17 protein-coding genes are annotated in these 19,865 nt (G+C 71.9%); 11 read left to right on the forward strand and 6 right to left on the reverse strand.

Translation table 11 applies throughout. The features are described from left to right. Positions 1-13 precede the first annotated feature (13 nt). The 4 genes from ACSDR0_RS33950 (at position 14) to ACSDR0_RS33965 (ending at position 4,671) form a co-directional block, all read left to right on the forward strand. Positions 14-763 (forward strand): VOC family protein, encoded by a 750-nt coding sequence (locus tag ACSDR0_RS33950; RefSeq protein ID WP_435293016.1) that lies wholly within the window; start codon positions 14-16, stop codon positions 761-763. Continuing rightward, positions 760-1,980: an NAD(P)H-dependent amine dehydrogenase family protein gene (locus ACSDR0_RS33955; protein ID WP_435293017.1), complete on the forward strand. Its 1,221-nt coding sequence runs from the start codon at positions 760-762 to the stop codon at positions 1,978-1,980. The genes ACSDR0_RS33950 and ACSDR0_RS33955 overlap by 4 nt, the downstream gene beginning before the upstream one ends. Positions 1,981-1,987: 7 nt before the next feature. After that, positions 1,988-3,616 (forward strand): long-chain-fatty-acid--CoA ligase, encoded by a 1,629-nt coding sequence (locus tag ACSDR0_RS33960; protein ID WP_435293018.1) that lies wholly within the window; start codon positions 1,988-1,990, stop codon positions 3,614-3,616. A gap of 413 nt (positions 3,617-4,029) precedes the next feature. Further along, a complete protein-coding gene (locus tag ACSDR0_RS33965; RefSeq protein ID WP_435293019.1) occupies positions 4,030-4,671 on the forward strand; it encodes a hypothetical protein in 642 nt (213 codons plus the stop codon). Positions 4,672-4,854: 183 nt separating this feature from the next. Here ACSDR0_RS33965 and ACSDR0_RS33970 read toward each other — a convergent pair whose 3' ends face one another. Then, complete coding sequence (locus tag ACSDR0_RS33970; protein ID WP_435293020.1) at positions 4,855-5,316, reverse strand: hypothetical protein; 462 nt, start codon at positions 5,314-5,316, stop codon at positions 4,855-4,857. A 324-nt stretch (positions 5,317-5,640) separates the two neighbouring features. Between ACSDR0_RS33970 and ACSDR0_RS33975 the strand changes: the two genes are divergently transcribed. From ACSDR0_RS33975 to ACSDR0_RS33995, 5 genes are all read left to right on the forward strand, one after another. After that, on the forward strand, positions 5,641-6,201 hold the full coding sequence (locus ACSDR0_RS33975; protein WP_435293021.1) for an RNA polymerase sigma factor: 561 nt from the start codon (positions 5,641-5,643) through the stop codon (positions 6,199-6,201). Next, on the forward strand, positions 6,198-7,154 hold the full coding sequence (locus ACSDR0_RS33980; RefSeq protein ID WP_435293022.1) for a hypothetical protein: 957 nt from the start codon (positions 6,198-6,200) through the stop codon (positions 7,152-7,154). The genes ACSDR0_RS33975 and ACSDR0_RS33980 overlap by 4 nt, the downstream gene beginning before the upstream one ends. Positions 7,155-7,238: 84 nt before the next feature. Then, the gene (locus ACSDR0_RS33985) at positions 7,239-8,246 is read left to right on the forward strand and encodes an ABC transporter substrate-binding protein (protein WP_435293023.1); all 1,008 of its coding nucleotides are present in this window, start codon (positions 7,239-7,241) and stop codon (positions 8,244-8,246) included. Positions 8,247-8,420: 174 nt separating this feature from the next. Further along, entirely contained in the window at positions 8,421-9,209 is a 789-nt protein-coding gene (locus tag ACSDR0_RS33990; protein WP_435293024.1) for a class I SAM-dependent methyltransferase, read from the forward strand. Between the two features lie 80 nt (positions 9,210-9,289). Continuing rightward, complete coding sequence (locus ACSDR0_RS33995; RefSeq protein WP_435293025.1) at positions 9,290-10,459, forward strand: FecCD family ABC transporter permease; 1,170 nt, start codon at positions 9,290-9,292, stop codon at positions 10,457-10,459. Positions 10,460-10,579: 120 nt separating this feature from the next. On the opposite strand, the gene ACSDR0_RS34000 is transcribed toward ACSDR0_RS33995, so the two are convergent. From ACSDR0_RS34000 to ACSDR0_RS34015, 4 genes are all read right to left on the reverse strand, one after another. Then, a complete protein-coding gene (locus ACSDR0_RS34000; RefSeq protein ID WP_435293026.1) occupies positions 10,580-12,118 on the reverse strand; it encodes a long-chain-fatty-acid--CoA ligase in 1,539 nt (512 codons plus the stop codon). Between the two features lie 156 nt (positions 12,119-12,274). After that, a complete protein-coding gene (locus tag ACSDR0_RS34005; protein WP_435293027.1) occupies positions 12,275-13,456 on the reverse strand; it encodes a winged helix-turn-helix transcriptional regulator in 1,182 nt (393 codons plus the stop codon). After that, on the reverse strand, positions 13,453-14,970 hold the full coding sequence (locus tag ACSDR0_RS34010) for a carotenoid oxygenase family protein (RefSeq protein ID WP_435293028.1): 1,518 nt from the start codon (positions 14,968-14,970) through the stop codon (positions 13,453-13,455). Before ACSDR0_RS34010 ends, ACSDR0_RS34005 begins: the two co-directional genes overlap by 4 nt. Positions 14,971-15,066: 96 nt before the next feature. Continuing rightward, positions 15,067-16,293, reverse strand: coding sequence for an acetyl-CoA acetyltransferase (locus ACSDR0_RS34015; RefSeq protein WP_435293029.1), 1,227 nt, complete (start codon positions 16,291-16,293; stop codon positions 15,067-15,069). 186 nt (positions 16,294-16,479) lie between these two features. On the opposite strand from ACSDR0_RS34015, the gene ACSDR0_RS34020 reads away from it, so the two are divergent. Both ACSDR0_RS34020 and ACSDR0_RS34025 read left to right on the forward strand, forming a co-directional pair. Continuing rightward, on the forward strand, positions 16,480-17,478 hold the full coding sequence (locus ACSDR0_RS34020; protein ID WP_435293030.1) for an SDR family NAD(P)-dependent oxidoreductase: 999 nt from the start codon (positions 16,480-16,482) through the stop codon (positions 17,476-17,478). After that, a complete protein-coding gene (locus ACSDR0_RS34025; RefSeq protein WP_435293031.1) occupies positions 17,475-18,284 on the forward strand; it encodes a DUF1295 domain-containing protein in 810 nt (269 codons plus the stop codon). The genes ACSDR0_RS34020 and ACSDR0_RS34025 overlap by 4 nt, the downstream gene beginning before the upstream one ends. An 11-nt stretch (positions 18,285-18,295) precedes the next feature. Here ACSDR0_RS34025 and ACSDR0_RS34030 read toward each other — a convergent pair whose 3' ends face one another. Then, entirely contained in the window at positions 18,296-19,621 is a 1,326-nt protein-coding gene (locus tag ACSDR0_RS34030) for a pyridoxal phosphate-dependent aminotransferase (RefSeq protein ID WP_435293032.1), read from the reverse strand. Positions 19,622-19,865: the final 244 nt, after the last annotated feature.

Genomic DNA, 19,865 nt, shown 5'->3' on the forward strand with positions numbered 1-19,865 from the left:
TGAGGACCGGCCGATGAGCACCCTCGAACTCGTCCAGGCGACGCTGGCCGCCCGCGACCTCTCCGCCGCCGCCGTCGCCCGCTCGGAGCTGGGCCTGGCCCCCGGGTTCCCCGACCCGGAGCTGGCCTCCTTCGCGATGGCCAACGAGGTCCTCACCCTCGGCGACACCTACCTGGAGATCGTGGCCCCCGCCGGGGAGACGTCTGCGCTGCACCGCTTCCTCGCCGGCGGCGAGGGCGGCTACCTGCTCGCGATCCGCGTCCCCGACACCGCGGCGCTGGTGGAGCGGGCCGCCGCGGGAAACGTACGCGTCGTCCATCAGCAGGACTTCCAGGGGGCGACGATCACCCAGCTCCACCCCGGTGACCTGGGGGTGATGCTGGAGGCCGACGAGATCCCCTCCGGACGCGAGTGGCACTACGACGACTGGAGCGTTCCCGCGCGACCGCCCGGCGCGTCGGCGGGCGACCTGCTCGCGGCCGACGTGGCGGTCAGGGACCCCGGGGAGACCGCGCGACGCTGGGCGCACCTGCTGGACGTCCCCGTGACGCACTCCCCCGGCGCCGGGAACGGCGTGCCCTCCGTACGGATCGGCAGCCGGATCATTCGTTTCATCCAGTTCGCCGCTACCTCCGGCACCGGCACCGGCCGTCGTGGCCTGGTCGCCCTCGACCTGCGCGCCCTCACCCCCGGCGCGCCCCGCGAGATCACCGTCGCCGGTCTCACGATCCGCCTCGTACCGGCCGGGGAGGGCGCGTCGTGAGCGTCCGCGTCATCCAGTGGGCGACCGGCGCCATCGGCAAGACCTGCCTGCGCGCCGTCCTCGACTCCCCCGGCCTGGAACTCGCCGGGCTGTACGTCTACGGCGACCGCAAGGCGGGCAGGGACGCGGGCGAGATCGCCCGACGGCCCCTCACCGGCGTACTGGCCACCAGGGACCGTCAGCACATCATCGACACCCCCGCCGACCTGGTCATCCACGCGCCCCGGCTGCAGGTCCCCTACGAGACCCACGACGCCGACATCCTCGCGCTGCTGCGCTCGGGCAAGAACGTGATCACCACCGCGGGCCACCACTTCCCCCGCGCGCACGGCCGGGAACGCGAGGAAATGTTCCTGGACGCCTGCCGGGAGGGCGGCACGACCCTGTACGGCGTGGGAATCAGCCCCGGCGTCGTCGGCGAGCGGCTCGTGCTGGCCCTGACCGGTGTCTGCCTGGACGTGGAGCACGTCTCCATCGACGAGGTCCTCGACGCGAGCCGCGTGCCGGACCCGAACTTCGTCTTCGACGTCATGGGCATGGGCTCCGACCCCGCGGAGACCGACCTGACCTCGGGCGAGCTGCCGGAAATGTACGGCATGCTCTACACCGAGACCCTGGCGTTCATGGCCGAACGGATGGGCCTGGCCGTCGACCGCTACGAACCCGACCACCACGTGGAACTCACCGACCGGGAGCTCCATGTCGCGGCCGGGACGATCCCCAAGGGCACGGTGGCCGCGACCGAGTGGCGCTGGCACGCGGTCAGCGACGGGAGGCGGGTGCTGACCCTGTCCATCGTGTGGACCATGGACCCGTCGATGCCGCGCTACGCGGGCAAGGACCACTGGACGGTGAAGGTCACCGGCAGACCGGGCCTGACGATGACCCTGAACCTGGTCGAGCCCGACGACCCGCTGAGCCGGACCACCGCGGGCCAGTTCGTCACCGCGGGCCCGGTGATCCGCGCCATCCCCGAGGTCCTCGCCGCCCCACCGGGCATCTTCGAACCCCCGGTCTTCGCCCCGTTCTCCTTCACCGGGCTCCCGGGGGTTCCCGGGGCCGCCGGGCCCCCGGACGCCGGAGGTTCCGAGCGGCCCGACGACCGGAATGCCGAGCGGCCCGACGACCGGAATCCTGAGCGGCCCGACGACCACGGTTCCGACGTTCCCGAGCCGCCGGGTGCCCGAGGTTCCCGGACCCCCGATTCGCCGAGGTGAGCACACCGTGACCGTTCCCGTCGTCACCGGCCCCGTCCGGCACGGACCCGACGCCGACTACGCGCTGCACGCCGACGGCTCCCGGGTGGAGCGCCTGGCGGACATCCTCCGCCGCCGGGCGGCGGCCACCCCCGGCCTGCCCGCGGTGATCGAGCCCGGCGGGGTGACGACCTTCGCCGACCTCGACGCCCGCTCCAGCCGGGCCGCCCGCGCGCTGCTGGCCGACGGGGTGGGCGCGGGCGACAGGGTCGCCTACATCGGGGCGAACGCCCCCTCCTTCCTGGAGGTGCTGTACGGCGCCGCCAAGATCGGCGCGATCGCCACGGCCGTGAACAACCGCCTGGCCCCGGCGGAGGTCGCCCAGATCCTGGGCGACGCCGAGCCGTCGGTGCTCGTCCTCGGTTCCGGGGACGGCGGCCTCGCCCCCGAGACAGGCGCCGTGCCCTCCCTCACCCGGGTGGTCACCGCCGACGGCGACCCCGCAACGACCCGGTACGAAGACTGGCTGGACGGCCACCCGGCCGACGACCCGGGTGTCCTCGCCGACCCCGGCTCGACCGCGCTGATCTTCTACACCTCCGGGACCACCGGCCTGCCCAAGGGCATCATGCTGAGCGGGCGCAACCTCGGCCAGGCGCTGGCGACCATGCACTACGAGATCGGCATCGACGAGACGTCGGTGGCGATGGCGCCGATCCCGTACTTCCACATCTCCGGGCTCGGCCTGGCGATGGTCGCGGCCGTCAACGGCGCGGCCCTGCTGCTCGAACACGCCACCGCCCCCGAGGAGCTCCGGGACCTGCTGATCTCCCGGCGCGTGTCGCACGCCGCCCTGGTGCCGACGCTCATCCAGCGGCTGGTCGCGCTGCCCGGCGTGCGGGAGTACGACTGGTCGGCGCTGAAGATCGTCGTGTACGGCTCCTCCCCCATCCCGCTGCCGGTGATCCGGGCGGCGACCGAGTCCATCGGCTGCCGCTTCCTGCAGAGCTACGGCCTCACCGAGTCGACCGGCGGCGTGACCGTCCTGCACCCGGACGACCACCTGCCCGGCCCCGGCCTGGAGGGGCGGCTGCTGTCGGCGGGCCGCCCGATGCACGGCGTGCCGATGCGCGTGGTGCACCCCGAGACGCTGCAGGACCTCGGTCCCGGCGAGCGGGGCGAGGTCCTGATCGGCGGCGGGCACGTGATGGCGGGCTACTGGCGGCGCCCGGCGGCGACGGCCGCGACGATCCTGCCCGGCGGCTGGCTGCGGACGGGCGACGGGGGCTCCTTCGACGCCGACGGCTACCTCTACCTGCACGACCGGATCAAGGACATGATCGTCAGCGGCGGCGAGAACGTCTACCCCGCCGAGGTGGAAAGCGTGCTGACCGGCCACCCCTCGGTCGCCGAGGTGGCCGTGATCGGCGTGCCCTCCGACCGCTGGGGCGAGGTGCCGCACGCGGTGGTCGTCTCGCGCCCCGGCGCGGAACCGGTCACCGCCCGGCAGCTGATCTCCTGGGCCAGGGAGCGCCTGGCCCACTTCAAGTGCCCCGCCGACGTCTCGTTCGTGGACGCGCTGCCGCGCAACGCGAGCGGCAAACTCCTCAAAACGCGCCTCCGCGAGGCCCGCGGCCCCGGCGGACCGGAGGACTGACCACACGGGATGTCCTCGGACGTGACACGCACGGCCTCCTCCGCCGGCGATTCGGGCAACGCCTCGTCCAGCGCGGCGGTGTCGTGGCGGTGTCGTGGCGGTGTCGTGGCGCCGCTCGCGGGTGAGGCGCGGCACCTCGGCACCTCCGCCACGGGACTCACGCTCGTGACGTACCTTCCCGGGTGCGGCGGCGGACCCGGATGCCGCGCCTTTGCCCGGCCGATCCCCTGTGTCAAGCTGGCGGTGCGCTCTTTCCCACGGTCCGAGGAGTCGGAGGCCCGATGGTCATCGGCATCATTTCCAGTCTCATGGCCAGCGCACTTGCCGCAATCGGCGCCCTTATGTGGCGCAATCGGCACAACCTTTCCGTACTGACGGTGGTTCTGACTCCCGTCGGCTCCGTCCGGGTGTCGATGAGCGCTCTTCTTCGCATCAGGGAAGGCGATCGGTACGTCCTGTTCCACACGCCGTACACGCCCGGCTCGTACGGGCCGCCGGGTGGCGTCTTCAAGTTCCACGCCTCGGCGGAGGCCGTGCTCGACAGGTTCTCCTTCCGGGAGCAGCGGCGCGACTCCCCCGCCGGGATCACGCGACGCGACCTTCGGGGCTTCCTTCCCGCGCGCTCGCTCGCGCCGTTCCTGCGCTGGTTCAACGGCGGGAGCGACCGCGAGTCCGCCGCCGAGTGCCTGCGGCGCGAGCTGACGGAGGAACTGGCCGAGGTCGGTCACCCGGACCTCGGCGCCGAGGTGGGCACCATGGCGTTCAGACCGGTTCGCACGGTCGTCGAGCGGCCGGAGCGGGTTCCCGGCAGGGATTACCGGCAGCTGCGCCTGTTCGAGGTGTACGAGCCGACTCCCACGGACGAGGCGGCCATGCGCCTGTGCCTGCGCCTGCTCGAACTCGCCCGCGCGGAGGACGAACGGCACGTCATCCTGGCGTCCAGCCAGGACATCATCGACGGGCGTTACCGCGAGCTCTTCGTCGGCCCGCAGTCAGCGCTCCTGTTCGGCACGCGGAGATACCGTCAGGACATTCCGCCGATGCAGCACACGTGACCGGACCTCACGCGCCACCGTGCGTGTACGCGGCCCGGGAGAAGACGGGAAACCGGTCACGGGCGCTGCGGGCGTAGGCGAGGTCCGCGCTTCGCGGGTCGAGAGCGAGGGCGTTCCTCCCGGACGCGGCACCGGTCCCGGCACGGCTCACAGGCTACGGCCCCGGCATCGGAGATCGGCTCCTCACCGTACGCGAGTGTAGGTCAGCTCGAAGTCGAGGCTCCAGGTCACGCCGTCCGTCGACATCTCCCACCGCCCGTCCACGGTGTCGCCGTCGGCGCTCAGCGTGCCGATGAAGCGCTGGCCGAACCCGGGGGCGTCCCGCCACACCGTCCACAGGCCGTCGGCGAGCGTCATCCGATAGACCCGGTGCACGCCCCGGGCGTCGGCGTACAGCATGGTGAACTCCCCGGTGGCGTCGTCGAGGCCGATCACGGCGGTGGTCGGGAACGGCGCGTTGTCCCGCCACGGGTTCGGTGTGGTGTCCGGGATCGGGTCGGTGCCGGAGTCCTGGCGCAGGAACGCGCCGCCCTCCTGCCAGGCGAACTCGGTCCACGCGGTGCCGACGCCCTCGACCTTCGGCCGCACCGTCCATCGTCCGGCGAGCGCGTCGAGCCGTGCGAGCGCGGGATGCCTGTCGCCCATCTCCGTGTCCTCTCGTTGACGTCCTCATCACGTTACCGACAACCGGTGTCAAAAAAAGGGGCTGGTGGCACGGGCCGGGCCTGCCCGGCGTCCCGGTCCGCGCCGACCTGACCGCCCGCCTCCGCGACGCCTTCGCCGCGGTCCCGGGCGCGGTCCCGGGCGACGGTCAGGGTGAGGCCGCCCGGGACCGTCGCCCGCGAGACGAGATCCAGGGACGCACACCTGTTTTTCCTGGGTTCGGATGAAATGATCCTGACGCCTCGGACATGAGGGGGTGTCCGCAACCCTCACCGCCGAGGAGGCGTCCTGCCATGGGAAGCGCCCGTGCATGATGACCGAAAAGCCCTATTCGAGATGGTCTACCTCGACACGTACGAACGGATCCTCGGCTACGCGATGCGTCGCTGCGACTCTCCGGAGGACGCGGCCGACGTGGTGGCCGAGACGTTCGAGATCGCGTGGCGCCGGGTGGACGACCTGCCGCCCGGCGAGCAGGCCAGGCTGTGGCTGTACGGCGTGGCGCGCAACGTCCTCGCCAACCACCGCCGGGGTCGGATACGCCGTCACATCCACCAGGCGGCACTGCGCGAGAACATCACCGATCTCTACGCCCGCACGTCCCCACCCGGGGAAGAAATGGAAATCAGGGCGATAGGACGGATTTTTCGTGACCTGTCCGACGACGACCGTGAGTTGCTGTCGCTCGTGGCCTGGGAGGGCCTGGACGCCGGGGAGATCGCCCTCGTCCTGGGCCGCTCCCGCAACGCCGTACGCGTCCGGCTCCACCGGGCCCGCAAGCGCTTCTCATCCGGGCTGGCGGAGGCCGGGATCGAATTCACACCGATGAACCGGGCCGCCCGGGTCTCGACATGGAGGTCCTCGTGAAGAACACCGATGAGCCGGTGGGCCTGCCGGCCCGCGTCCGCGACGACGAACTGGCCGGTCAGGCGTCCGCGGCGGGGGCTCGGGCGCTGCTGGCGTCGATCATGTCCGAATCCGGGTCCGATGCCCCCGTGGTCTCGCCGTCACACCGGTGGTCGTGGAGACCGCGCCTGGTGACGGGGACGGTCATCGCCGGGGTGCTCGTCGCCGGGGTCGTCGCCGGTCCCGGCCTGTTGCGCGACGGGAGCGCCACGAGCTACGCGAACTCCGCCGTCGACATCGTGCTGGACGGCGAGCAGTACGTCGCCCGGATCAAGGACCCGTTCGCCGACCACGCCAAGTACACCGAGGCGTTCCGCGCGGTCGGCCTGGACATCACGCTGCGACCGGTACCCGTCTCGCGGGGCAGCGTGGGCAAGATCATGGGAATGGTCATCACCGGTGGCGACAGGCCCGACGGGGGGAGGACACCGGATCCCTCCGGTCCCCGGTTCGGCGGTGTCCCCCTCTCGATGGAAACGGCTCCCAAGGAATGCGAGCCGGGAAAGGACGCCGGGTGCGTGATGGTGATGCGGATTCCCTCCGGCTTCACCGGCAAGGTGGACGTCAAACTGGGGCGCCAGGCGAAACCGGAGGAGGAGTACGCGAACTTCGACCTGGCCATGGCCCCGGGTGAGATGTTCGCCGGGGTCCGGCTGAGGAATGGCCGTCCGGTGGACGAGATCCTGACCGAGGCGCGGAAACGCGACCTGGCCACGACGTTCAGCCTCGTCCGGATCGACGCGAAGACGGGCGGGCTGTCCTTCGAGCCGCTCCCGTCCGATCGGGTCGGACGTGACTGGACCGTCTGGAACGCCTGGCAGGTGAAGGCCGGGGTGATCCGGTTGCTCGTCACGCCCGAGCGACTGCCCGAGAACCCGTTCTACAACGGAAGCGCGCCACCGCCCGCCTCCTGACCACACGGCGACCGGCCCCCGCCTCTCGACACCTTCTTTCGTGCTGTACAGTCGCCCACTATGAAAACCGTTCCCATTTTCATAGTGGGTTCCCTCTTCCTGACACTCGCCGCCTGCGGGAGCGCGAGCGGCACGTCCACCGGCGCCACCGGCGCCGCCGGCGAGGCCGCGCCCGTCGTCACGGAGCTGACGAGTTGCGGCCTGCCCCTCAAGGTCGCCGCGCCGCCGCGCCGGGCGATCTCCATGGAGCAGAACGCGACAGAGATCATGCTGGCGCTGGGGCTCGCCGACCGGATGACGGGCACGGCGTACCGGACGGACCCGGTGCTCACCGAGTTCAAGGCCGACTACGACAGGGTCCCCGTCCTGGCCGCCCAGTATCCCGGCCGGGAGGCCCTGCTGGCCGCCGGGCCGGACTTCGTCTACTCGATGCGCGCCTCCGCCTACGCGCCGGACGCCGGTGGGACCAGGAAGGATCTGGCCGGGCTCGGGATACCGGCCTACCTCTCCTCCAACGACTGCGAGGACCCCGGCCTGATCCCCTCCTCCGTCACCTTCGACGCCATCTTCGGTGAGATCGGCGACATCGCGAAGATCTTCGGTATCCCGGAGCGCGGCGAGAGCGTGGTGGCCGATTTGCGAAAGCGCCTCGACGCGGCCAAGAAGACGGCCAAGGACGTGACCGGGGACGCGACCGGCGCGAGTCCGGACATGAAGCTGATGTGGTACTACTCCGGGACGAAGACCCCGGCCATCGCGGGCCGCGGTGGGCTGCCCGACACCATCGGCACGTTCCTCGGCGCGGGAAACGCCTTCTCCGACATCCCCCGGCAGTGGTCCGAGGGAAGCTGGGAGAAGATCGCCGAGCGCGACCCGGACGTGATCGTGCTGGCCGACCTCACCCGTGGCGGTGACGGCGACAGCGCCGAGGCCAAGATGAGCTTCCTGCGTTCCGACCCCGTCGCCTCCCGGCTCACGGCGGTCAAAAAGAACCGCTTCATCGTCGTCCCCGGATCGGCCATGGACCCCTCGATCAGGAGCGTCGGCGCCGTGGAACAGGTCGGTAAGGGCCTGCGGGACCTCTACAGCTGACCCCTCCCCCTCCCCCGCAGACCACGACCGCGGCCTACGGTCCGCGCCCCGCGCGTGTCCCGGACCGCGGTCTCAAGCCCGCCCCCGCATACCCCCGCACGATCCCGCGGCCCCGGACCGCACGACCGCACTGTCGTACCACCGCACGACCACCGACCTTCCCGGAGACCCTGAATGACCACCCCCACCGATCTCCCCGTTCCCTCCGCCACTCCCGTGACCTCGCGGGACCTGTTCTCCTCATGGGAGGAGCAGCAGGCCGCCTACGTGGCCCACCGCGAGAACCGCTTCCAGGTGATGCTCGATGTGCTTGGCCTGCACTGCCCCGCCGATCCCATCGTGCTCGACCTGGCCTGCGGGCCCGGATCGATCACCGACCGCGTACTGGGCCGCTTCCCCCGGGCGCGCGCCGTGGCCGTCGACTACGACCCGGTACTGACACGGCTCGCGCGCTCGGTCCTGGCACGCCACGACGGCCGTGCCACCGTGGTCGAATCCGACCTGGCGCACGCGGGCTGGTCGGCGGCGCTGCCCGGATGGAGCTTCGACGCGGTGCTGACCTCCACTGCGCTGCACTGGCTCTCCCCCGGGCAGCTGCTGGAGGTGTACACCGAGCTGGCGCGGCTGCTGCCGCCGGGCTCCGTACTCCTCAACGCCGACCACCTGCGCTTCGGTGACGGGCATCCGGCACTCCGGCGGCTGTCGGCCGCCCACGACGCCGCCGTGCAGCGGGCGGCCTTCGCCGACGGCGCCGCCACCTGGGAGCAGTGGTGGGCCATGGCGGCTCACCATCCCGAGCTGGCTCCCCTGCTGGCCGAACGCGAGCGGCGTTTCGCCGACCGCCCGCCGCAGCCTCCGGCGCCGCTGGAGTTCCACCTCGCGGCGCTGCGTACGGCGGGCTTCACCGAGGTGGGAACCGTCTGGCAGTACCTGGATGACCACGTCGTCTTCGCCCGGCGCTGACCTGCGATGACCTCTGACGACCTGCCGCGTACCTCCGCGACGCCCGATCCCGGAACTCCCGCGGGAAGCCGGGGTGGGCGATGACCTCCGACGACTTCGTACGTACCACCACAACGGCCGTGCCCGCCGATCCCGAGGCCCCCGCCGCGGCGTCGCGGGCCGCGCGGCGGCGGGACGCCGTCGCGACTCGGCGGATCGCGCGGCGACAGGGGGGCGCCACGGTCCCACGGGCCGGGCGGCGACGCGCTCTCTCGGTGGGCGGCGCGGGGCTGGTGCTGCTGCCGCTGTCGGTGGCGCTCGCGGTGACCGTCGGGGCCGCGGGCCTGTCGGTGGGCGACGTGTTCCAGAGCGTCGCCGCGCACCTCGGCCTCCCGGTGGAGTTCCCGAGCCCGCTGCGGGACGCGATCGTCTGGGAGCTGCGCCTGCCACGGGTGCTGCTGGCGACGCTGGTCGGGGGTGGCCTGGCCGTGTGCGGGGCGGTCCTGCAGACGTTGACCCGCAACCCGCTGGCCGACCCCTACCTGCTCGGCATCTCCTCCGGGGCGTCCACCGGGGCGGTGGCCGTCCTGATCCTCGGTCTGGGATCGGGGGCCGCGGCCGCCCTGACGGCGGGCGCCTTCGCCGGCAGCCTGGCGGCCTTCTGCTGCGTGCTCATGCTCGTCGGCGCGACATCGGGCGGCTCTTTGCGCGTCGTGCTGGCGGGGGTGGCGGTCTCGCAGCTGTTCAGCGCGCTGACCAGCCTGGTCGTCATCTGGGCCGGTGACGCGCAGAGCACTCGCGGCGTGACGTTCTGGCTGCTGGGCTCGCTCGCCTCGGCGAGCTGGGGCACCGCCCTTCTCTGCGCGGCGGTGACGGGGATCGGCCTGGCGGTGTGCTGGGCCGCCTCCCCCGCCCTGGACACCCTGGCCTTCGGGCGCGAGATCGCCGCCTCGCTCGGCGTCGCTCCCGGCAGGACGCGGTTCCTCCTGCTCGTCACCACCGCGCTGAGCACCGCGGTCCTCGTCGCCGCGAGCGGCGCCATCGGGTTCGTGGGCCTGGTCGTCCCGCACGCCGTCCGCTTCCTGGTGGGCGTCCGCCACCGCGTGCTGCTGCCGGCCTGCGCGCTGTACGGGGCGATCTTCCTGCTGTGGGCCGACACCGCCGCGCGCACGCTGTTCTCCCCGCGGGAGGTGCCCGTCGGTGTCCTCACCGCCCTGATCGGCGTCCCCGCGTTCGCGGTCATCATGCGCGGGAGGAGGGCCGGATCATGAGCCTGGACACCCGTGACGTCACGTGGAGCGCCCACGCCCGGCCGGCGGGTGATTCGGACGCTCACCCGCCGGCCTTTCCGGCGAATCCTGATATAGCGCGGGTCCGTCGCCGCGCGGAGGTCAGCCGATCCGGCGGTCGGTGCCCTCCCACCAGGGGCGGCGCAGCTCGCGCTTGAGGATCTTGCCCGAGGGGTTGCGGGGCAGCGCGTCGACGAAGGAGACGGCGGTGGGGCACTTGTAGTGGGCCAGCCGCTCGCGGGTCCAGGCGAGCAGTTCCTCCTCGGTGGCCTCCTCGCCGGGGCGGGACACCACGACCGCCAGGGGCGTCTCGCCCCAGCGCTCGGAGGGGATGCCGATCACCGCGGTCTCCAGCACCGCGGGGTGCCCGGCCAGCGCGCTCTCCACCTCGGCGGGGTAGACATTCTCCCCGCCGCTGACGATCATGTCCTTGATCCGGTCGTGCAGGTAGAGGTAGCCGTCGCCGTCCATCGACCCGGCGTCGCCGGTGCGCAGCCAGCTGCCGGGCAGGAAGGCGGCGGCCGTCTCGGCGGGGTTGCGCCAGTAGCCGGTCGTCACGCAGGGGCCCCGGACGATGACCTCTCCCACCACGCCGGGGTCGGCGGGCAGGTCCGTCTCCAGGTCGAGGATCGCGACCTCCATACCGGGCACCGCCCGCCCGGCGGAGCGCAGCCGCCCCTTGACCGGGTTGTCCGGCAGGTGCTGGTCGGGACCGAGCAGGGTCGTCACGCCGATGGTCTCGGTGAGCCCGTACGACTGGAAGAACTCGGCGCCGAACAGCGCGACCGCCCGCGCCAGCAGGCTCTCGGTGATGGGCGAGGCGCCGTACACGATCTGCCGGAGCGCGGAGAAGTCGGCGTCGCGGGCGGCGGGCAGCTCGGTCATCACCTGGATCACCACCGGGACCATCGCCGTGTGGGTGACGCGGTGGCGGATCAGCTGGTCGAGCATGGAGGCGGGCGTGGGCTCGCGGCACTGCACGAGGGTGCCGCCCTCGGCGATCGTGATGAGCGCCCAGCCCGCGCCGGCGATGTGGTAGTACGGGATCGGCACCATGCTGACCGCCCCGCCGGACCCGCCGCCCAGGTCGAAGCAGGAGCCGAACAGCGCGACCCCCGAGGCCAGCCCGGACGCGGTGATGTTGACGCCCTTCGGCCTGCCCGTCGTGCCGGAGGAGTACATGAGCACGAGCAGCTCGTCCCCGGTGGCGTCACGCTTGGGGTCCCGGGGCCGCGCCCCGGCCAGCCACTCCTCGTAGGCGGGACCGGCCACGATCACCGGCACGCCGTCTCCCGCCGGGACTTCGGTGTGCTCGGGGCCGACGACCACCAGCGACACGTCGGCGTCGGCGAGGATCCAGCGCATCTCCTCCGGGGCCAGCCGGAAGTTGAGCGGGACCAGCACCGCGCCCGCCTTAGCCGCGCCGAAGAGCAGCTCGAAGTACTCGGTGGCGTTGCGGTCGACGTATCCCACGCGGTCGCCGGGTTCCAGGCCCGCGGCGATCAGGGCGTCGGCCACCCGGTCGGAGCGCTCGGCGAGCTCCCCGTACGTGACGGTGCGGCCGTCACCGGTGACGGCGACGACGTCGGGCGCGCGGCTCGCGGACAGGCGCAGGAGGTCGGCGACGGGGGTGGGGGGCATGGTCGTCCTTCTCTCTTCCGGACCGGGCGTCACCGTCCGGTCTTCTCTTTCGGACCGGGCGTCGCCGTCCGGCCTCTCAAAAGGTCAGGCGTCGCCGTCCGGCCTTTCCCGCGGGCCGGACGTCGCCGCCCGGCCCCGTCGAGCCGCCCGGCCGTTTCACCCCGGGCGTTGCACCACGATCTCGTGCCCGCGCAGCGGTGCCGTGCAGGCGTCGCACGTCAGCTGGATCTGGAAGTCACGCCCGCACGCCCGGTGGGTGTAGACGAGGGCGGGTCCCTCGGCCGCCCGGAACCACCGCTGTCCCCAGTCGATGCCGGTCATCGTCACAGGGAAGAAGGCGCGGCCCTTCTCCGTGAGGTGGTAGCTGAGCCAGTCCGGCCGCTCGGCGCTGGGTACCTGCTCGAAGACGCCGAGCTCGCAGAAGACCCGGAGCCGGTCGGCGATGATGGTGGGCGGGGCGCCCAGGCGCTGCTCGAAGTCGCGGAAGCGGTGCAGTCCCTGGAAGGCGGCGCCCAGGATGGCCGCCGACCAGCGGTTGCCCACCAGCGCCATCGTCTCGGGGAACATGCCCGCGCCGCCGTCGGTGGTGGAGCCGGAGCGGCGGCGAGTCGTGGCGGCGGGCACCGAGCGCTCCCAGGTGCCGCTCGGCCCGAAACCGCCGACGACGTCGCGGGGCCGTACGGAGCGCGAGCAGGCGGCGCAGGTGAGGATGGGCAGGAACTCCCGGCCGCAGCGCCGGTGGACCATCCTGGGCAGCGACTCCTGGTGCTCGGGCACCCAGCGCGACTCCCACGCCCAGACCGACAGCAGCATCGGCCACAGGTCCCGGCCCCGCTTGGTCAGCCGGTACTCGAACCGCTTGGCCCTGCTCTGGTACTCGACCCGCTCGAAGACGCCCATCTCGGTGAGGAACGCCAGCCTCCGGGTGAGTACGGCGTGCGAGATGGGCAACTCCTGCCGCCACTCCCCGTAGCGGCGCACCCCGAGCAGCGCGTAGCGCAGGATCAGCAGGTTCCACTCGTCGCCGATCAGCCCGAGGGTGAGACCGACGGCGTTGGTGTGCCCGGGGGGAAGCTGCGTGGGACGGTCCATGGGGTGCACGAGCACGCGCGTCTCCTGTAGGCCACGGTCCCGGGTGCCCTTCGCCGCGTCCCCTCCCGAGGTTCCGGGACCGGGAACGGCGGCCTTCGCCCGCGCCACGGCGGGACCGGCGAGCGCCGTCCCCACCGTGTCGTGACCGGAGGCTTCCTCGACCCCTCGACCGGAGGCGTCGGCCCCCGCACCGGAGGGACCGGCGACGCCGGTTCCCGCCGTCACGGGCCGGGCCACGCCGGTCACAGCCTCAGGGCGCCGGCCGGTGACTCGGCGTCACGCCAGCCGGGGATCGAGTCGCCCGCCGCCCAGGTGGCGTGCGTGCCGCTGGAGATGCGCTCGGGAAGCCTCAGCCTGGCCAGCGGACCGTCGGCCACCCTGGCCGCGTCGAAGATCAGGCACTCGGAACGATCTTCGTTCATGTCGGTGGTCAGCGTAACAAGGTAACCGTCGTCCTCGGCGGAGGATCCCACACGCGGGGCCATCGCGGGCTCGCTGCCGTACACCCCGGCGGGCAGGCCGAAGCGCTCCTCGCCGCCGGTGAGCAGGTCGTGGCGGACCAGTCCGTCGAACAGGAACCACCCCTCCAGGCCGGTGGCCGCGTAGGTGTAGCGGTGGCGGCGCCCGCTGTAGGCGTTGTTGAGCACGCCGAACTCGGTGATGGAGTCGGTCAGCCGCTCCTCCCGGCACCGCCCGGTGACCAGGTTCAGCCGCCAGCGGTGCAGCCGGGTCTGCATGCGGTCGAGCGCGAGGAAGCGGAACATCCGCTGGTGGAAGCTACCGTCGCCGGTGTCCTTGGGCTCGGGGTCGCCCTGGAAGAAACCGTCCAGGACGATCTCGTCGCCCTCCTCGTACGCGTTCACCCAGTGCAGCACGTAGGTGGGGTCGGCCTCGAACCACTGGATCGGCCGGGCACCTCCGCGCCGTGGCACGACGGCCAGCCGGGTCGGCAGCTCGGGGTGGAACCTGGCCGCGTACAGCCCCTTGGCCATCAGCTCGGGCTCCCAGAACATGGGACAGTCGTTGAGGATGGCGTAGTTCTCGGTGAAGGCCATGTCGTGCGGCAGGCGCGGCCCGGGGAGCGGGACCTCCACGTAGTGGCTGAGCCTGTCGTCGGCCCCGACGACGCCGTAGTGCATGTACGGCTCGTCGGTGCCGTAGTTGAAGAAGAGCAGCTCCCCGGTGTGCGGGTCGACCTTCGTGTGCGCCGAGACCCCGAGGTCGTAGGGGAAGGCCCCGCCCCACTCGGACTTGCCGAGCGTCTCCAGGGTGAGTGGGTCGAGCCGGTAGAGGTCGCCGCACTGGTAGAAGCTGGTGAGCGCGACGCCCGCGTGCACGACGACGTCGGTGCTGGAGGCGTCCTTCATCCGGCCCCTGGCCCCCCAGCCGTCCTGGCGCGGGGAGTTCGCGGGCCGCTCGGCGATCCCCGCCCAGAGCGGCTTGCCCGCCTCCCGCTCGGCGAGCAGCCCGTCGGTGCGGATGAAGCGGTTCCGGTAGAAGGCCTTGCCGTCGCGGAACCCGACGACGTGGACCATGCCGTCGCCGTCGAAGGGGTGGTAGCGCTCCAGCGCGGGGTGCACCGGATTCTCGGTGTTGCGCAGGTAGACCCCGTCGAGGTCGGCGGGGATCTCCCCCTCGACGACCTGGAGGTCCTCGGCGCGCCACTCGGTGGTCTGCGGCCGCCACGGACCCGTCCGGTACGGGTGGTCGTCGTCCTGCGGCAGGGTCGACAGCACGCGTCCGACGACTTCGACGTCCATTGGTCTTCTCCTCGTGTGACTGGACCGCGCGGTCCCTCGGGTGACCGGGCCTCGCGGGGGTGCCCGCTGTCTTCGCCCGGTCTACTCCGCCCCGGCCTATTCGGCTCCGACGACGAAACTGACGGTCGTGGTGGTGCTGCCGCCGATGTTGAGCGTGCCGAACCGGCGCGCCCCCTCGACCTGGTAGTCGCCGGCCCGGCCGGTGACCTGGCGGGCGGCGTCGAGGAGCATCCGGACCCCGGTGGCGCCGACCGGGTGGCCGCCGCCGATGAGACCGCCGCTCGGGTTGACCGGGATGCGCCCGCCGATCTCCAGGTCGCCGTTCTCGATGGCCTTCCAGCTCTCACCGGGTCCGGTGATGCCGAAGTGGTCGATCGCGGCGTACTGCGACATGGTGAAACAGTCGTGCGTCTCGATGCCGTCGAGGTCGTCGACGCCGCCGACACCCGCGCGGGAGAACGCGTCGAGCACCGCGTTCCGCACGTGCGGCAGCGCGTACGGCTCGTCGCGGCTGCGCTCCAGTTTCATCTCCAGCGAGAGCCCGACGGTCCTGTGCCCCCAGCCGAGCACCCGGGCGAGGCGGCCCTCGCGCGCGAGCTCGGGGTGGCGGGCCAGGAAACGCTCCCCGACCAGCACCACTCCGGCGCCGCCGTCGGTGATCTGGCTGCAGTCCGTACGCCGCAGCCTGCCCTCGACCACCGGGTTGGCCTCGTCGTCGGCGGCGAAGCTGGCCTCGGTGAACGTCCACCCGCGCGTCTGCGCGTTGGGGTTGGCCCTGGCGTTGCGGAAGTTGAGCTCGGCGACGGCCCGCAGGTGGGCGTCGTCGAGGCCGTAGCGCCGGTCGTACTCGTCGGCGAGGGCGCTGAACATGTGGGGCCACATGAACTTCGCGCCCTGTCCCTCGTGGCCGACCCAGGCGGCGGCGCCGAGGTGTCCGGCGGCGAGGTCGCCGGGCACGGTGCGCTCCAGCTCCAGGCCGAGGACCAGGGCGCAGTCGTAGCGCCCGGACTCGATGTCGGCCATGGCGGCCAGCGCGGCGACGCCGCCGGAGGCGCAGGCCGCCTCGTGCCTGGCCGCGGGGATCTCCCACAGGCCGGGCTCGACGGTGGCGGGCATGCCGCCCAGCTGGCCCTGGCCGGTGAAGAGCTGGCCGAAGGCGTTGCCGACGTGGACGACGTCGATGTCCGAGGGGGCGAGACCGGCGTCGTCGAGGGTGCCGCGCACGACCTCCCCGGTGAGCTCGGCGAACCCTTGACCGGCTCGCGACCAGTTGCGGGCGAAGTCGCTCTGGTAGCCGCCCAGGATCCATACCGCGTCCGGCATGGGCGCGCCTCCTCGCTGAGATCCGTCTGCTGTCCGTTTCTTACTACAACAAGAAGAGTATGCCGTCAACGCGCCTCGGACCATCCTTCCAGGTCCGCACGGAAAAACTGCTTCAAGACGGTATTGCCGCCCCTCGACCCTCTCACTACATTTAAAAGAGTTACTGGACGATGGGAGGAGCGGCGCATGGGATCGCTCGACGGACAGGTCATCGTGATCACCGGGGGCGGGCGGGGCCTGGGACGGGCGTTCGCCCTGCACCTGGCCGGGCTGGGCGCCCGCCTGGTGGTCAACAACCGCAACCGGGTCGTCGACGAGAACGGCCTGGGCCCCGCCGACCACGTGGTCCGGGAGATCCGGGACGCGGGCGGCGAGGCCGTGGCCGAGCACGGCGACGTCGCCGACCCGGCCACCGCCCGCCACCTGGTGGAACTGGCCCTCGGCACCTGGGGCAGAATCGACGCCTGCGTCACCAGCGCCGCGGTCAGCGGCCCCGCGATGTTCCACAAGGCGTCACCCGAGGCGTTCGAGGCCGTCATCCGCACCAACGTGCTCGGCACCGCCCAGGTCGCCGCGGCCTGCTCGGCCGTCATGCGCGAGCAGCGCCACGGCCGGATCGTGCTGGTCGCCTCCACCGCCGGGCTGCACGGCGAGCCCACGGTCTCGGCGTACGCGGCGAGCAAGGGCGCGGTGATCGCCCTCGGCCGGACCGTGGCGGCCGAGGGCGCCGGGCGCGGGGTGTTCACCAACGTCCTGCTCCCGTACGCGCTGACCCAGATGACCGAGAACAACATGGTGGCCGAGCACCGCCACCTGATGGATCCCGCCGCGGTCGCCCCGGTGGTCGCCGCGCTCTGCGACCCCCGGAGCACCCTCAACGGCGAGGTGATCGTGGCCGCGGGCGGCGGCCTGCGCTCCGCCGACTCGGTCGAGTGGGGCACCGTTCTCACCTCGGAGACCGGCTCGAAAACCGGCTCGGGCTCCGGCTCGGAGGTCGGCTCGGAAGCCACCTCAGAGACCGGCTCGGAGGTCGGCTCGGGGACCGGCCTGGAGGCCGGTTCGGAAGCCGTTCTCACTCCCGCCAGGCTCGCCGAGCTCCTCGACCGCAGCCGCAAGGGCCCCGCCCACCGCTACGTCAACGCCCAGGACGGCTTCCTGGACCTCGCCGAGGAGATGAACCGTTGACAGGCCTGCTGATCAACCTGCTGGTCACGGCGGTCGCCGTGCTGCTCACCATGCTCGCCACGATGGCCTACGCGCTGCGCACGCGAAACCAGGGCTTCGTCGACACCGTCTGGGGCCTGGGCTTCGTCGTCGTGGCGGCGGTCAGCTTCGTGACCTCCCAGATCCTCGGCGAGGGCCTCGACGCCCGGCGGATCATCGTGCTGGCGCTCACCGCGATCTGGGGGATACGGCTGGGCGCCTACATCCACGGGCGCAACCGCGGCAAGGGCGAGGACCCGCGCTACACCGCGCTGATGCGCAGGAACACCGGCCCCGTGGTGCCGTACGTGATCAGGACCGTCTACTGGCCGCAGGGCGCGATCATGTGGGTGGTGTCACTGCCCGTGCAGGTCGCCATGTACGAGACCGCGCCGCTCGGGATCGTCACCTGGGTCGGCGTCGCCCTGTGGGTCCTCGGCTTCCTGTTCGAGGCGGTCGGCGACCACCAGCTCTCCCGGTTCAAGGCGGACCCGGCCAACCAGGGCAGGGTCATGGACCGCGGCCTGTGGGCCTGGACCCGGCATCCCAACTACTTCGGCGACGCCGTCGCCTGGTGGGGCCTGTTCCTCATCGCCTGCTCCCACTGGGCGGCGCTGCTGACGGTCGTCTCCCCGCTCCTGATGACCCACATGCTGGTCAACAAGAGCGGAAAGGCCCTGCTCGAGCGGCGGATGGCGCGGCACCGCGGCCCCGAGTACGCCGACTACCTGGCCAGGACCAGTGGCTTCCTGCCCCGCCCGCCCCGGCGCGGCACCTCGGGAGGTTGAGCGCGGGCGCCTCAGATGGAGGGCGGCAGGGCCGACGACAGCATGTCGAAGCGGCGGTCGCCCTCGTACAGGGGCGTCTGCGTCTGCAGGGGCGTCGAGAGGGACGCGGGCAGGGGGTCGTACAGAGGTGTGGGCGTCGGGATCGGGGTCGGCGCCGGGAGGGGTGGGGGCACAGAACTCAGCGACCTGTTCCCGCTCTCGTAGAGGACGGCGTACAGCCCGCTGATCAGGCGCCGCACGTCCCGCTCCGGCCGGACCACCAGGCGCATGAACTGGCTGGTCATACCGAGTTTGTTGCCGCACTCGCGGACGAACAGGTTGTGCTCCTCGAGCAGCTGGTCGCGCAGGACGGCGCCGTCCCTGCCCCCGGGAAGCCGTACCAGCAGGAAGTTGCCCTGGGAGGGGAAGACGGTCAGGCCGGGGACCCGGGTCAGCTGGTAGCGCATCGACTCTCGGTCCAGGGCGAGCAGGCGGAGGCTGTCCAGATACTCGGACATGTACTGGCGGATCATGAAGACCACGGTCTCGGCGAAGGAGTTCAGGTTCCACTTGGGCAGGGCCCGCCGCACCCTGTCCGCCAGCGCGGGGTTGGCCACCATGTAGCCGAAGCGGATGCCGTGCAGCCCGAAGTTCTTGCCGAGGCTCTTCAGCACCACCACGTTGGGCCGGATCGCGGCCTCGTTCGCGACGCTCGGGTACGGCTCGGCGTCGACGAAGTCGATGAACGACTCGTCCACCACGACCAGGTCCAGGTCGACGAGCCTGTCGAGCAGGGCGATGACCTCGTGGCGGCGCAGGTAGCCCCCGTCGGGGTTGTTCGGGTTGCAGATGACCGCCACCCGGGAGCCGCGGTGCCGGACGAAGTTGACGAAGGCGTCCACGTCCAGCGCGAACCCCTGGTTCTCCGGCAGCGGATACATGTCCACGCGCTTGCCGGTCTCCATCGGCTGATCGGTCCAGCGGCCGAACGTTGGGATCGGGACGGCCAGGCTCTCCCTGACCAGCAGGTGGTCGATCCAGGTGATCAGTTCCGTCGACCCGTTGCCCATCACGACGGTCTGCGGGTTCAGGCCCAGCACCCCGCACAGCTCGGCCGTGATCGTGTCGGCGCCGCTGGGGTAGAACTTCAGGATCGTGCTGAGGTTCTGCTCCAGGACGCCGAAGACCTCGGGGGTGGGGAAATACGGGTTACAGGGAATGCAGAAGTCGATCAGCTCCTCCCCCTGCTCCGGCGCGGCCCGCATGAGCGAGAAATATGACGGGCTGTGCGCGGTGGCATGCGCTCGGCTGCGATCGGTGGGACCGGCCAACTGGGCCTCCTCCTGACGGACGTTCACGCCTCTGACACCCCCAGCTACGCACCTGGATACGAGCTGGTTCAGCGGGGCCCGCGCGGGCGGTCGCCGTCTTCGGAGCTCACGGGCGGCGAGACCCTTGGGCGCGTCGATCGAACACTCGTGAACACGCCTACCGGCCGACGGGCGCCAAGCTCACCATCCCGGCGGCCCAGGGCGGTCCGGCGGGCGAGTACTTCTTCACCGCCCCTCACTGGTCCCGTCTCTGACCTGAGGTGACGTGGTG

It is taken from the genome of Streptosporangium sp. G11 (assembly GCF_051192615.1).
Taxonomy (GTDB): Bacteria; Actinomycetota; Actinomycetes; order Streptosporangiales; family Streptosporangiaceae; genus Streptosporangium.

Coding starts and splice junctions, on each gene's coding strand:
- ACSDR0_RS33950 (WP_435293016.1), top strand. CDS start 14: ATGAGCACCCTCGAACTCGTCCAGGCGACGCTGGCCGCCCGCGACCTC.
- ACSDR0_RS33965 (WP_435293019.1), top strand. CDS start 4,030: ATGAGCGCTCTTCTTCGCATCAGGGAAGGCGATCGGTACGTCCTGTTC.
- ACSDR0_RS33970 (WP_435293020.1), bottom strand. CDS start 5,316: ATGGGCGACAGGCATCCCGCGCTCGCACGGCTCGACGCGCTCGCCGGA.
- ACSDR0_RS33990 (WP_435293024.1), top strand. CDS start 8,421: ATGACCACCCCCACCGATCTCCCCGTTCCCTCCGCCACTCCCGTGACC.
- ACSDR0_RS33995 (WP_435293025.1), top strand. CDS start 9,290: ATGACCTCCGACGACTTCGTACGTACCACCACAACGGCCGTGCCCGCC.
- ACSDR0_RS34000 (WP_435293026.1), bottom strand. CDS start 12,118: ATGCCCCCCACCCCCGTCGCCGACCTCCTGCGCCTGTCCGCGAGCCGC.
- ACSDR0_RS34010 (WP_435293028.1), bottom strand. CDS start 14,970: ATGGACGTCGAAGTCGTCGGACGCGTGCTGTCGACCCTGCCGCAGGAC.
- ACSDR0_RS34015 (WP_435293029.1), bottom strand. CDS start 16,293: ATGCCGGACGCGGTATGGATCCTGGGCGGCTACCAGAGCGACTTCGCC.
- ACSDR0_RS34020 (WP_435293030.1), top strand. CDS start 16,480: ATGGGATCGCTCGACGGACAGGTCATCGTGATCACCGGGGGCGGGCGG.